Origin of the sequence: Thalassospira marina, assembly GCF_002844375.1 — a bacterium.
GTDB classification, from domain to species: Bacteria; Pseudomonadota; Alphaproteobacteria; order Rhodospirillales; family Thalassospiraceae; genus Thalassospira; species Thalassospira marina.
Genome location: NZ_CP024200.1, coordinates 480,539 through 493,441, shown reverse-complemented (window position 1 = coordinate 493,441; position 12,903 = coordinate 480,539). Strand labels below are relative to the sequence as shown.

At 54.6% G+C, this 12,903-nt stretch carries 11 protein-coding genes; 2 read left to right on the top strand and 9 right to left on the bottom strand.

Features of this window, described 5'->3' with window-relative positions:
• Window positions 1-88 precede the first annotated feature (88 nt).
• The 7 genes from CSC3H3_RS22385 to aptA all read right to left on the bottom strand — a co-directional run bounded on the left by CSC3H3_RS22385 (window position 89) and on the right by aptA (window position 8,108).
• The gene (locus tag CSC3H3_RS22385; protein ID WP_101286600.1) at window positions 89-1,069 is read right to left on the bottom strand and encodes an ABC transporter substrate-binding protein; all 981 of its coding nucleotides are present in this window, start codon (window positions 1,067-1,069) and stop codon (window positions 89-91) included.
• A gap of 63 nt (window positions 1,070-1,132) precedes the next feature.
• Window positions 1,133-2,287 (bottom strand): ABC transporter permease, encoded by a 1,155-nt coding sequence (locus CSC3H3_RS22380; RefSeq protein ID WP_101286599.1) that lies wholly within the window; start codon window positions 2,285-2,287, stop codon window positions 1,133-1,135.
• Window positions 2,284-3,213, bottom strand: coding sequence for an ABC transporter permease (locus CSC3H3_RS22375; protein ID WP_101286598.1), 930 nt, complete (start codon window positions 3,211-3,213; stop codon window positions 2,284-2,286). Before CSC3H3_RS22375 ends, CSC3H3_RS22380 begins: the two co-directional genes overlap by 4 nt.
• On the bottom strand, window positions 3,203-3,994 hold the full coding sequence (locus CSC3H3_RS22370) for an ABC transporter ATP-binding protein (RefSeq protein WP_101286876.1): 792 nt from the start codon (window positions 3,992-3,994) through the stop codon (window positions 3,203-3,205). Before CSC3H3_RS22370 ends, CSC3H3_RS22375 begins: the two co-directional genes overlap by 11 nt.
• Window positions 3,995-4,206: 212 nt before the next feature.
• Window positions 4,207-5,073, bottom strand: a complete 867-nt coding sequence (locus tag CSC3H3_RS22365; protein WP_101286597.1) for a nitrilase-related carbon-nitrogen hydrolase — start codon at window positions 5,071-5,073, stop codon at window positions 4,207-4,209.
• Between the two features lie 185 nt (window positions 5,074-5,258).
• Window positions 5,259-6,755 (bottom strand): CoA-acylating methylmalonate-semialdehyde dehydrogenase, encoded by a 1,497-nt coding sequence (locus tag CSC3H3_RS22360; RefSeq protein WP_101286596.1) that lies wholly within the window; start codon window positions 6,753-6,755, stop codon window positions 5,259-5,261.
• A gap of 21 nt (window positions 6,756-6,776) precedes the next feature.
• The gene (gene aptA, locus CSC3H3_RS22355; RefSeq protein ID WP_101286595.1) at window positions 6,777-8,108 is read right to left on the bottom strand and encodes an omega-aminotransferase AptA; all 1,332 of its coding nucleotides are present in this window, start codon (window positions 8,106-8,108) and stop codon (window positions 6,777-6,779) included.
• 423 nt (window positions 8,109-8,531) lie between these two features.
• On the opposite strand from aptA, the gene CSC3H3_RS22350 reads away from it, so the two are divergent.
• Both CSC3H3_RS22350 and CSC3H3_RS22345 read left to right on the top strand, forming a co-directional pair.
• The gene (locus CSC3H3_RS22350; protein WP_101286594.1) at window positions 8,532-9,173 is read left to right on the top strand and encodes a TetR/AcrR family transcriptional regulator; all 642 of its coding nucleotides are present in this window, start codon (window positions 8,532-8,534) and stop codon (window positions 9,171-9,173) included.
• Window positions 9,174-9,290: 117 nt separating this feature from the next.
• Complete coding sequence (locus CSC3H3_RS22345) at window positions 9,291-10,181, top strand: substrate-binding periplasmic protein (protein ID WP_101286593.1); 891 nt, start codon at window positions 9,291-9,293, stop codon at window positions 10,179-10,181.
• Window positions 10,182-10,278: 97 nt separating this feature from the next.
• Here CSC3H3_RS22345 and CSC3H3_RS22340 read toward each other — a convergent pair whose 3' ends face one another.
• Together CSC3H3_RS22340 and preA are read right to left on the bottom strand one after the other, a co-directional pair.
• Complete coding sequence (locus CSC3H3_RS22340) at window positions 10,279-11,556, bottom strand: Zn-dependent hydrolase (RefSeq protein ID WP_101286592.1); 1,278 nt, start codon at window positions 11,554-11,556, stop codon at window positions 10,279-10,281.
• 69 nt (window positions 11,557-11,625) lie between these two features.
• The gene (gene preA / locus CSC3H3_RS22335) at window positions 11,626-12,903 is read right to left on the bottom strand and encodes an NAD-dependent dihydropyrimidine dehydrogenase subunit PreA (RefSeq protein WP_101286591.1); all 1,278 of its coding nucleotides are present in this window, start codon (window positions 12,901-12,903) and stop codon (window positions 11,626-11,628) included.

The following is a 12,903-nucleotide window of genomic DNA, read 5'->3' as shown; positions in this document are numbered from 1 at the left end:
CAGGGCACCCTGCCCTGAAATTTCAGGGAACGGCCCGGCAACCATCGGGGCAGCCGCCGGGCCAGATACATGTTATGCAGCGCGTGGCTTACATTTTGTCGGTGACCGCATGGGTCCAGGCACCTTCCGGTTTTTTCGTGATAACCGGGTCAGAACCGCCCGAAAGCAGGCTGTCAACGGTGCGGGTGTAGGCATCTTCGCTCAGAACACCATCCGCGCTCAGAAGTTTGCCAACTTCCTTCATCATGCGGATCTGGTGTTCTTCGGTCTGGGCGCCGGTAGCATCGTTATCAAGAATGATCTGTGCGGCTTCTTCCGGGTTTTCAGCCGCCCATTTCCAGCCTTTCATGCTGGCAGCAACAAAACGCGACATTTTGTCAACAAATGCCGGGTCTTTCAGTTTGTCTTCCATCACATAAAGACCGTCTTCAAGGGTGGCGACACCCTGGTCTTCATATTTGAAAACAACCAGGTCATCTGCCGGAATACCGGCATCAATCACCTGCCAGTATTCGTTATAGGTCATGGTGGAAATGCAATCGGCCTGCTTTTGCAAAAGCGGATCAACGTTAAAGCCCTGCTTGAGAACCGTCACACCCTTTTCGCTGCCATCGGTCGGAATGCCCAATTTCGACATCCAGCTTAAGAACGGATATTCGTTGCCAAAGAACCAGACACCAAGGGTACGACCCGGAAAATCCTTGGGCGATGTAATGCCGGTATCTTTCAGGCAGGTCAGTTCCATGCCCGATTTGGCAAATGGCTGGGCGATATTGACCAGCGGCACGCCCTTTTCACGCGATGCCAGGGCGGACGGCATCCAGTCGACCACAACATCGGCACCACCACCGGCAATCACCTGCGGCGGGGCAATGTCCGGGCCGCCGGGATTGATGGTGACGTCAAGATCGGCGTCTTCGTAAAAACCTTTGTCCTGGGCCACGTAATAGCCAGCAAACTGTGCCTGGGTAACCCATTTAAGCTGCAGGGTCACTTCGTCTGCTGCCATCGCCGAAAGCGATGTCAGGCCAAATGCCATCCCCAGAGCCGTCGCAAACACTTTTTTCATTTTATTGAAGCCTCTCCACAGGTTGAAATTCAATCCTCCCGACGGGTCGCCTTTTTTTGTGCCTTAATGGCGGCGTACCCGGAACGATGGATGCCACGACGTAACCTTGCGTTCCGCAAGGGCCACGGCCCCGTAAAAGGCAGTCCCGGCGAGGGCTGCCAATGCAATTTCCGCCCAGACCATATCCACATTCATCCGTCCGACTTCGGTGGAAATGCGAAAACCCATGCCAACAATCGGGGTGCCGAAAAATTCGGCCACAATTGCCCCGATCAGGGCCAGGGTGGAATTGATCTTGAGCGCATTGAAAATAAACGGCAAAGCCGCAGGCAAACGCAGGCGAAACAGCGTGGACCAGTAACCCGATGCATATGTCGCCATCAAATCACGCTCCAGCCGCCCGGCCGCATTCAGGCCCGATACCGTATTCACCAGCATCGGGAAAAACGTCATGATCACAATGACCGCTGCCTTTGACTGCCAGTCAAAGCCAAACCACATCACCATGATTGGCGCGACACCGATAATCGGCAGGGCCGAAACCATATTGCCCAGCGGCAACAGCCCGCGTTTAAGAAACGGCACCCGGTCAACAGCAATGGCAACCAAAAGCGCACTGCCACAACCAAAAATGTAACCGGCCAGCACCGCCTTCAAAAATGTCTGGCGGAAATCATCCCACAGGATGTCGGTGGAATTGACAAAGCGCACACCAATCATGCTGGGCGGCGGTAACAATACCTGCGGCACGCCAAAACCGGCGGTGATGACTTCCCACAAAAACAGCAGCCAGATGCCAAAGGCCAGCGGCACAATCACATTTGCCGTTTGCTGTTTGCCATGATCGAGGGTGCGGTAATTGGCAATCACATCAATGCCGCGCCACACCAGCGCCCATAAGGACAGGATAAACATCCAGAACCCATAGGATGCATAGCCCGCCAGCCCATGGCCATAAAGCGTGGCAATCGCCTGCCATGCGCCAAATACCACCACCAGTAAAATGATGCATCCGCGCAAAACAGTGTTGACGCCATACCAGGTGAAAAACACACCAGTCACGACACAGGCCACCATTGCGCTGGCAAGGCCCGGCAGGTCCGATACAAAGGCAACATTTTTGCCGGTATCGATATCAACACCTGACAGCGGAAAAACCAGCGACAGCAGCGCAAAGACCGCGCCAACAAGGCAGAATTTATCGATTTTTCCGGTCATGCCCGAACTCCCATGCGCTCAAGCACCCGTTTTTCAAACAGGCTGACAACCACCACCATCATCGCCGCCACAAAGGCCGCGGTTAACAGGGCCGCCCATATCTGCACCGTTTGCCCATAATAGGACCCGGCCAGCAAACGTGCACCCAGGCCTGATTGCGCACCGGTTGGCAGTTCGCCCACAATGGCCCCCACCAGGCTGATCGCAATGGCAACCTTCAGGCTGGCAAACAAAAACGGCATGGCTGATGGCCAGCGCAGGGCCAAAAACGTTTGCCAGCGCGAGGCATTATAGGTGCGCATCAGATCAAGCTGGATCAGATCGGGCGATCGCAGCCCCTTGACCATGCCAATCGTGACGGGGAAAAAGCACAGATAGGTCGAAATCATTGCCTTTGGCACCAGCCCCTTTAAGCCAAGCGCACCAAGTACAACGATAATCATGGGGGCGATGGCCAGAATGGGAATGGTTTGTGATGAAATCACCCATGGCATCAGGCTTTTTTCCAGCGTCTGGACATGGACAATACCAACCGCCAGGACAACGCCCAGAAGCGTACCAATGCCAAATCCCAGCAGGGTCGACGATAACGTCACCCAGGTATGGTAAACCAGCGACCGTTTCGAGGTCAGCTTGGTTGCGAAAATGGTTTTATACATTTCCGCTGCCACCTGGTGCGGTGCGGGCAATACCGGCCGGTCTTGTTCCAGTGTCGCACTGACAAGCTGGGAAACGTTCCAGTCCTGCTTGGCGCGCGCATAACGGTCCAACTGGCCCGGCATATTCATGAAAACCGCGCCGACATACCAGATCACGAACAACCCGATCAGCATCACGCAAACCGGGCCGGTTTGCCCCTTCATCATCCGCCCCCACAGGGTTGGCCCTGCGGCGGCGGGAGGCAGCGTTGCGGCATCAGTCGTCATAGCTGTGCCCTGCCCGCAGCCCTTCGCGTACACGATGGGCCACTTCCAGAAATTCCGGGGTTTCGCGAATATCAAGGGTGCGGTCCTTGGCGAAATCGGTTTCGATCACGTCAATAATCCGCCCGGGCCGTGGTGACATCACCACAATTTTCGATGACAAAAAGACCGCTTCGGGGATGGAATGGGTCACAAAGGCGACCGTTTTATTGGTGCGTGCCCATAATTTCAAAAGCTGTTCGTTCAAATGGTCACGCACAATTTCATCCAGCGCGCCAAACGGTTCATCCATCAACAGCAGATCGGCATCAAAGCTTAGCGCACGCGCAATCGAGGCACGTTGCTGCATCCCGCCTGAAAGCTGCCAGGGGAATTTCTTTTCAAACCCGTTCAGTTCCACCAGTTTCAGGGCCTCGTGGGCGCGTTTGACGCGTTCTTCCTTCGAGATTTCCATAATCTCGAGCGGCAGGGTTACATTGCGTTCAATCGAGCGCCAGGGCAGCAATGCCGGCGCCTGAAACACATAACCATATGCCCGGTCTTCGCGGGCCTGCTGGGGCGATACCCCGTTAATCAGGATATCACCGGCGGTCGCACGCTCCAAATCGGCAATGACCCGCAAAAGCGTTGTCTTACCGCAGCCCGACGGACCAATAAAGGATACAAAATCCCCGCGATTGATGGTCAAATCCACATCGGACAGGGCATAAACCGGCCCATCGGCGGTTTGAAATGTCAGCGACAATTTCTGAATATCTACAACCACATCCTTCGATGCGGCCATCGGCGCCACATTATTGACGACTGCCTTTAACGTCATGGGTATTCCCCTGATCGAATGTCTCTCAAAAACCTCCCTCAGGGACATTGCCCTGGGCCCTGCCGGCTTGTTTTCTGGCCGCCTTGATCACGCGATATTTGCTATCGTCGTGATATGGCTGGCTCTATGCCGGTCAGGACAAACTGGCGAACGAACGGGCCGTTCGCCAGAAAAAATCAGTTACCGTCTGTCAGGCGGGTATAGGTCGACGGGCGGCGGTCGCGGAAAAACTGCCAGTTATTGCGGGCCTCACGCACCAGTGCCATGTCCATGTCATGAACAATCAATTCGTCCAGATCACGTGATGCTTCTTTTTCAATCACGCCGCGCGGATTAACAAAATAGCTTTGGCCGTAAAACTCGCCAATATCCCATGGCTGTTCCCGCCCGACGCGGTTGATTGCACCAATATAGCAGCCATTGGCAACGGCCGATGCCGGTTGTTCCAGTTTCCAGATATATTCCGAAACACCGGCCACAGTGGCCGACGGATTTACAATATATTCCGCGCCGTTAAGGGCCAATGCGCGCCAGCCTTCGGGAAAGTGGCGGTCATAACAGATGTAAACACCCAGCTTGCAATATTGCGTTTCAAAAACCGGCCAGTTTGACGCACCCGGTTTGAAAAAGAACTTTTCCCAAAACCCTGCAACCTGCGGAATATGGGTTTTGCGATATTTGCCCAAATAGGTGCCGTCGGCATCAATCACGGCAGCGGTGTTGTAATAAACACCCGTAATGTCTTCCTCATAGATCGGAACGACAATCACCATTTTATGTTTGGCAGCCAGTTCACACATCAGTTGCGTGGTGGGCCCATCGGGAATTTTTTCTGCCGCCGCGTACCATTTTGCATCCTGGCTCGGACAGAAATAGGGTTGGGTAAACACTTCCTGAAAACACAGGACCTGTACCCCTTTTCTGCCGGCTTCCTCGATATAGGGCAGATGCGCCTCGATCATGGCCTGGCGAATTTCTTCGGGTAACTGGTCCGTGCTGCCCTTCAAGGACATCTGGATCAGCCCGCCTCTCAGCATCGACATGCGAGATACCTCCTTGATAATTTACGCGTTCCTGCCGGTTTTTACCGATCTGAAACGGAACGCTGTTTTGGTTTTCGCCACCATAAACCATCAATGGCGAAAACCTGATATTTCAGGGCCGAACCGCACAGGGACCAGCCAAAACAAGAAGGCGCGGCCCGCATGGGGCCACGCCTTTCATTCCCTTACCCGTTGGACGGGAAGTTGAATTCCGCACCGGAGCGAATGCCTGTCGGCCAGCGCATGGTGACGGTTTTAAGCTTGGTATAGAAATGAACCGCTTCGGGGCCATAAATACCGTGTGATCCGAAAATCGACCGTTTCCAGCCACCAAAGCTGTGATAGCCGACCGGCACAGGAATGGGCACATTCACACCCACCATGCCGACCTGGATGCGGTCAACAAAGTTGCGTGCCGCATCACCGTCGCGGGTGAAAATCGCGGTGCCATTGCCATATTCGTGCTTGTTGATCAGATCAACCGCCGTGTCATAGCTGTCTGCACGCACAACCGACAGAACCGGGCCGAAAATTTCGTCGGTATAAATCGACATATCCGGGGTTACGCGGTCAAACAGGGAACCACCAATGAAATAACCGTTTTCATAGCCCTGCAGCTTAAAGCCACGGCCATCAACAACCAGTTCCGCGCCTTCTTTCACACCGGCATCGATGTAACCCAGCACCTTATTTTTATGGGCTTCGGTAATGACCGGGCCCATATCGGCGTCCGTATCGGTTGACGGGCCAATTTTAAGGGCGGCAACCTTGGGTGCCAATGCCTTCACCAAACGGTCTGCCGTTTCTTCGCCCACGGGCACCGCAACCGAAACCGCCATACAGCGTTCACCTGCCGCACCGTAACCAGCGCCCATCAGCGCATCCACGGCCTGGTCGATATCGGCATCGGGCATGACGATCATGTGGTTTTTGGCACCACCCAGCGCCTGCACCCGTTTGCCATTGGCCGTACCGGTTTTATAGACATATTCTGCAATCGGGGTGGAGCCAACAAAGCTGATTGCCTGCACATCAGGATGATGCAGCAAACCATCAACCGCAACCTTGTCCCCATGCAGAACGTTACAAACGCCCTTGGGCAAGCCAGCCTCGTGCAGCAGTTCGACCACCAGATTGGCAGCAGACGGATCACGCTCCGAAGGTTTCAGAACAAAGGTATTGCCACATGCAATTGCCATCGGGATCATCCACAACGGCACCATGGTCGGAAAGTTGAACGGGGTAATCCCGGCAACAACACCCAATGCATGGCGGTCAGCACAGGCATCAACGGCCGTACCAACATTGCGGCTGAAATCGCCCTTTAACAGGTGCGGAATACCGCAGGCAAATTCCACCACTTCCAGTGCACGTGCCACTTCACCCAGGGCATCGGGGTGGGTTTTGCCATGTTCGGCCGAAATGGTGCTGGCAATTTCATCGGCCCGTTTTTCCAGCAGCGCCTTATAGGCAAACATCACCTGCGCGCGTTTGGCAGGCGGTGTTGCCGACCAGCTTTCAAACGCGGCCTTGGCGGTGGCAACAACGGTGTTCACATCGGCTTCCGATGCCAGCACCACTTCGCCAGTCTGCTCCCCAGTTGCAGGATTGAAGATGGCGCCTGTCCGTGTGCTTTCGGCACTGGTATGTTCGCCGCCAATGATATGTTCAATACGTTTCATAACTCTTCTTTCCGTGCGAAATCAGTCAAGGTTCTTCAGAACGTCGCGCAGCGTTCCAAACAGTTCATCGATATGCGATTTTTCAATGATCAGCGGCGGCGACAGCGCAATGATATCGCCCGTCGTGCGGATCAGAATGCCCTTCTCGAATGCCTGCAAAAAGGCCAAAAACGCCCGTTTGGTCGGCATGCCTTCGATGCTTTCAAGCTCGATCGCGCCAATCAGGCCCAGGTTGCGAATATCTTTCACATGCGGCAGGTCAGCCAGGCTGTGCACCGCATCTTCCCAATATTTGCCCAGTTCAGCGCCACGGGTCAGAAGACCCTCTTCCTCATAAATCTCAAGCGTTGCAAGGCCCGCTGCACAGGCAACCGGGTTACCCGAATAGGTATAACCGTGGAACAGCTCGATCATGTTTTCCGGGCCGGTCATGAAGGCATCATGGATGGCATCGGTGGCAAATACTGCGCCCATCGGAATGGTGCCGTTGGTAAGGCCCTTGGCGGTCGTCACCATGTCAGGCTGCACGCCGAAATAATCAACGGCAAACGGCGCACCGATACGGCCAAAGCCGGTGATGACTTCATCAAAAATCAGCAGAATGCCATGTTTGGTGCAAATTTCGCGCAGCCGCTGCAAATAACCCTGCGGCGGGATCAGAACGCCGGTCGACCCTGCAACCGGCTCGACAATCACAGCGGCAATGGTTGAGGGGTCATGCAGGGCGCACAAACGCTCCAGATCATCAGCCAGCCACGCGCCATTTTCCGGCTCGCCGCGCACAAATTTGTTTTCTTCAGGCAGGTGCGTGTGGCGGATATGGTCAACCCCACCCAGCATGGTGCCAAATGTTTTACGGTTGGTCGGAATACCGCCCACCGAAATGCCGCCAAAATTCACGCCATGATAGCCGCGCTCACGCCCGATCAGGCGGGTCCGCTGGCCATCACCGCGCGCACGATGATAGGCAATGGCAATTTTAAGGGCGGTTTCAACCGATTCCGACCCGCTATTGGTATAGAAAACATGGTTCAGGTCGCCGGGCATCAATTGTGCCAGGCGGGTCGCCAGTTCAAACGCCTTGGGATGGCCCATCTGGAAGGCCGGCGCATAATCCATTTCTTCAAGCTGGGCGCGGACGGCTTCGTTGATTTTCGCGCGCTTGTGCCCGGCATTACAGCACCAAAGCCCCGCCGTCCCGTCCAGGATCTGGCGATTATCATCGGTAGTGTAATACATGCCTTCGGCAGAAACCAGCATGCGCGGCGTCTGCTTGAACTGGCGATTGGCCGTAAACGGCATCCAGAAAGCAGACAGATCATTGGGGCGGTTGTATGATGTGGCGGCAGTCATTTTTATCAGGTCTCCCGAACCCGGTTTGGCTTTTCCAGGGCGCAGGCCCCGGATGATTCGTCGATCATGGCATATCCGCAAATTGGCAAACAATTACAATCATCTGCCAACCGGAAACAGAATCACGTCGCACATGGCGTGGCCCTGCGATCCGGACATGAAAAACTACAGCACAATGACTGTAGCTGTCAGTACCGATTTCGCACAACAAACCCGTATGAGCATGACATCGAAGCGATCCCTGTATTTATTATTATCTGCCGGGCAGATTGATCACCGACCTGCCCTGACGCTCTTGCGCCTTTGGCCGCCAATGGTAAAGTGCCTGGCAAATTTCAGCTTGCTTTTTAGCCGTTAAAACAGAGATTATTTTAACCTGACCAAACGGTCAAGATAAATACATAGAAAGACGGGACAGGGGTTATGACCACAACTGCAAAGCCGGCCAACGGCGCGCACAAGGCCGCCATCCGCCAGGAAAACGAAGTCCAGATTCTTGCCGCTGCCGAACGGGTTTTCGCCGATTACGGTTTCAAGGGGGCCACCACCGCCCGCATTGCCGAGGTTGCCAATGTTCCCAAGGCCAATGTCCATTATTACTTCGCCACCAAAGAGGCACTTTATCGACGCGTGATCGAAAATGTCTGCTCACAATGGCTGGAAGCAGCCATGACATTTGAAAACACCACCGACCCCGCCACCATCCTGCGCGGCTATATCGAGGCCAAAATGGACCTGTCGCGCAGCACCCCCTATGGCTCGCGCGTCTGGGCACATGAAATCGTCCGTGGGGCTAAATTCTCGTCCGATTATATTTCCACCACGGTCAAGGACTGGCTCGATGGCCGGGTGCGCATCATCCGCCGCTGGATCGCGGAAGGCAAAATGGACAATGTCGAACCCTACAGCCTGATGTACATGATCTTCGCCACCACCCAGCACTATGCCGACTTTTCTAGCCAGATTGAAATTTTCAACGGCAACCAGGCATTGAGTGACCAGCAGTTTGCAAAAGCAAAGGAGAATGTCGTGCAAATTATTTTGAAAGGCATCGGGTTGAATTGAGCCCGCTATCGCTGAACAGCACATATGCCGCCTTGATAGCCATTCTAAAGAATAGTTGAATTTCCAGCCTTTACGCCAATTTAGATCAGTAATGGGTCATTCCGGGCAGGCGGTAATATGGGAAAGAAATGGGGCGTTGCAGTTCTGGTTTTGCTTGCCGGTGGTCTGTCGGTTTCGTCCACCAGCAATGCGCGCGTATTGCAAACGCAACCCGGCCTGAACGGCAGTTTGGCCAACAAAGCTTCCATTTCGTCGCCATTTGAAAGTGCCAACGCATCGGCAACATGCACGAAGCTGCATATAACGGGTGCCGCCGGATGGGAGCCAATTTCCTATCAGGACAAAAACGGCGTTGCCCATGGTGTATCGGTCGATATTTTACGGGAATTTACATCATCACGCGGGCTGGAACTGGATGTAAATCTGGATATTCCGTGGAACCGGGGCATGTTGATGCTGGCAAGCGGCGAGATTGATGCCATGGCCGGCGCCTATTTCACCGAAGAACGGGACCGTGAATTTACATATTCGCAGCCCTATGCATCCGACGATATCATGGTCTTTCAAAGCGCCAAGCGGCCCTTTCTGGTGGATCATGTCCGCGACCTTATTGACCGCCGGGGTGCACGGCCTCAGGGTGGCAGTTATGGCGATTTTCTCGATCATTACGCCGAGGACTACCTCGACATCATCTTTTCCCCGACGGGCAACCGCATCCTTGATCTGCTTACCAGCAATCGCGTGGATTATGTGATGCTGGGCCGGTTTGACGGCATGGCCAATATCATCAACGATAATATTGGCGATCAAATTCGCATGGTAGAAAAACCGCTGATGCAAAATCCCGTCATGTTCATGTTTTCCAAAAAATCCCCCTGCCGGGACCTTGTGCCCGAACTGGATGCGTTTATCGAACAGCTTGAGCAAAACGGCCAACTTGCCACCATGACGCAGGCCCATTTGCCCAAACCAGACGCGCAGACTGCGCCAGCGCCCACCCCGGAATAAAACCAGCCCGGCACCGCCATCAAAAAAATACGGGCCGCCCAAAAGGCAGCCCGCGAGGGAGGGGTGTTTCAATAAAATTGCGAACCTGTGGTGCGAATTAAGCGGCCTGCTCACCCGGTTTTTCATCCGCCTTCGCCAGAACGGCATCAAGCAGCACCTGCCCGCCCGCATCTGACCAGTGCTTATGGACTTCCTCGATCTCGTTATGAGAAATGCCATCCACACAGGGGATAAAGATCATCGCGGTAGGCGTGACCTGGGCAAGGTAGCAGGCATCATGCCCCGCACCCGAAACAATTTCGCGTGCCTTATAACCACCGCGTTCCGCACCCTTACGCACCGCATCCACACAGGACGGGTCAAACGGCACAGGTGCGTAATAGAAAATCTGTTCAAATTCGCATTCAAGACCGATGCCGGATTTAATGTCTTCCACCCCTTTGCGAAGGACGGCATCCATATCGGCCAGAACGGCATCATCAGGGTGGCGGAAATCGACGGTCAGGAACACACGACCGGGGATGACATTGCGCGAATTGGGATGGATTTGCATCATGCCCACCGTCGCACAGGCCAGCGGCCCACGATCCAGGCCAATTTTATTTACCAGTTCAATGATACGCGCCGCACCCAGAAGCGCATCTTTGCGTGACGTCATCGGGGTTGGTCCGGCATGGGCTTCTACCCCTGTCAGGGTGATTTCGTACCAGCGCTGGCCTTGCGCATCGGTGACAATGCCAATATCCATGCCTTCATCTTCAAGGATCGGCCCCTGTTCGATATGGGCTTCAAAATAGGCCCCCATCGGATGGGCATCAATCGTGGCCTCGTCATCACCCATATAGCCGATGCGCTTCAGCTCTTCGCCCATGGTTTTGCCATCGATATCCGCGCGGGAATGGCCGTATCCCAGGTCAAACACCTTGGCAAACACACCCGAAGACACCATTGCCGGGGCAAAGCGCGATCCTTCCTCATTGGTCCAGCACACAACTTCCACCGGGGCTTCGGTTTCGTATTTGGCATCATTCAGGGTGCGGATCACTTCAAGCCCGCTTAACACCCCATAAACACCATCATATTTGCCACCGGTCGGCTGGCTATCAAGGTGGCTGCCGGCGACAATCGGCGGCAAGTCGGGGTTTTTGCCTTCGCGACGGGCAAAGATATTACCCATCTTGTCAATCCGGATCGAACAGCCCTCGTCCTTGCACCATTTGATGAACAAATCACGGCTTTCGCGGTCCAGATCGGTCAGGGCCAGGCGGCAGACCCCATCCTTGGCGGTTTTGCCGATTTTCGCCATTTCCATCAGGCTATCCCAAAGGCGGTCGCCATTGATATTGAGGTTACGGGCGGTTGACGCAGCAGTCATAAATCAAAGTCCTTTCATATGTGGGGCATATAAATGCAAATGAATGCACAATTTGCAGGGTTGCTGCGCCTATTCGGCGGCGTCACGCATGGGGTTGAGCGGATGCTGCGGCCAGGTCATATAGGGCTTGTCGGTTTTGACAGGCTCCATCGTGATACAATCGGGCACCGGACAGATGTGGTAACACAGGTTACAACCCACACATTCCTCGTCAATCACGACAAATTCGCGCCCGCCTTCGGGCTTGGCATTCATGGCAATCGCCTGGTGGGATGTATCTTCACAGGCGATATGGCAGCGACCACATTCGATACATTTGTCCGGGTCAATCACGGCCTTGGTATCGAAATTCATATTCAGTTCGTTCCAGTTCGCCACCTGCGGCACGGCCTTGCGGGTAAACTGCTCGACACTGGTGTAACCCTGGTCATCCATCCATTGCGACATGCCGTCAATCAAATCGTCGACAACGCGGAAACCATAAATCATTGCCGCCGTACACACCTGCACCGCATTGGCGCCGAGCGCCATAAATTCGGCGGCGTCTTTCCAGGTAGTAATGCCGCCAATGCCCGAAATTTCCAGTGCCTGGGTTTCTGGCGTGCGGGCAATTTCCGCCACCATATTCAGTGCAATCGGCTTCACCGCCGATCCGCAGTACCCGCCATGGGTTCCTTTGCCATCAACCATCGGCTCGGGCACCATCTGATCAAGATCGACCGAGATGATAGAGTTAACAGTGTTAATCAGCGAAACGGCATCCGCCCCGCCCTTTAACGCTGCTTCAGCCGACCACAGGATATTGGTGATATTGGGCGTCAGTTTGGTGAAAACGGGAATATCGACCGCTTCCTTGACCCAGCGTGTCACCTGCTCCACCATTTCGGGCACCTGCCCAATGGCAGAACCCATACCACGTTCGCACATACCATGCGGGCAACCCAAATTCAGTTCCAGGCCGTGAACGCCGCTTTCGGCAATCTGCTGGGCCAGGTCCTTCCAGGCGCGTTCTTCAATTGGCGCCATCATGGAACCGATAATCACGTGATCGGGCCATTCCGCCCGGCATTCGCGAATTTCCTGAAGGTTGAGTGCCAATGGTCGGTCGGAAATCAGTTCGATATTGTTGATGCCCAAAAGGCGGCGGTTCTGGTCATGATGCGCGCCATAGCGCGACGACACATTGACCACGGGCGGGTCAATACCCAGCGTTTTCCACACAACGCCACCCCAACCGGCCTGGAAGGCGCGCACGACATTGTATTTTTTGTCCGTTGGCGGTGCGGATGCCAGCCAGAACGGGTTAAGGCTATCAATACCGGCAATTTTGCAGCTTAAATCAGCCAT

What these genes read in the sequence shown, in the direction of transcription:
- CSC3H3_RS22385 (WP_101286600.1), bottom strand. Translation starts at nt 1,069, where the DNA reads ATGAAAAAAGTGTTTGCGACGGCTCTGGGGATGGCATTTGGCCTGACA.
- CSC3H3_RS22380 (WP_101286599.1), bottom strand. Translation starts at nt 2,287, where the DNA reads ATGACCGGAAAAATCGATAAATTCTGCCTTGTTGGCGCGGTCTTTGCG.
- CSC3H3_RS22375 (WP_101286598.1), bottom strand. Translation starts at nt 3,213, where the DNA reads ATGACGACTGATGCCGCAACGCTGCCTCCCGCCGCCGCAGGGCCAACC.
- CSC3H3_RS22370 (WP_101286876.1), bottom strand. Translation starts at nt 3,994, where the DNA reads ATGGCCGCATCGAAGGATGTGGTTGTAGATATTCAGAAATTGTCGCTG.
- CSC3H3_RS22365 (WP_101286597.1), bottom strand. Translation starts at nt 5,073, where the DNA reads ATGTCGATGCTGAGAGGCGGGCTGATCCAGATGTCCTTGAAGGGCAGC.
- CSC3H3_RS22360 (WP_101286596.1), bottom strand. Translation starts at nt 6,755, where the DNA reads ATGAAACGTATTGAACATATCATTGGCGGCGAACATACCAGTGCCGAA.
- aptA (WP_101286595.1), bottom strand. Translation starts at nt 8,108, where the DNA reads ATGACTGCCGCCACATCATACAACCGCCCCAATGATCTGTCTGCTTTC.
- CSC3H3_RS22350 (WP_101286594.1), top strand. Translation starts at nt 8,532, where the DNA reads ATGACCACAACTGCAAAGCCGGCCAACGGCGCGCACAAGGCCGCCATC.
- CSC3H3_RS22345 (WP_101286593.1), top strand. Translation starts at nt 9,291, where the DNA reads ATGGGAAAGAAATGGGGCGTTGCAGTTCTGGTTTTGCTTGCCGGTGGT.
- CSC3H3_RS22340 (WP_101286592.1), bottom strand. Translation starts at nt 11,556, where the DNA reads ATGACTGCTGCGTCAACCGCCCGTAACCTCAATATCAATGGCGACCGC.
- preA (WP_101286591.1), bottom strand. Translation starts at nt 12,903, where the DNA reads ATGGCTGATTTAAGCTGCAAAATTGCCGGTATTGATAGCCTTAACCCG.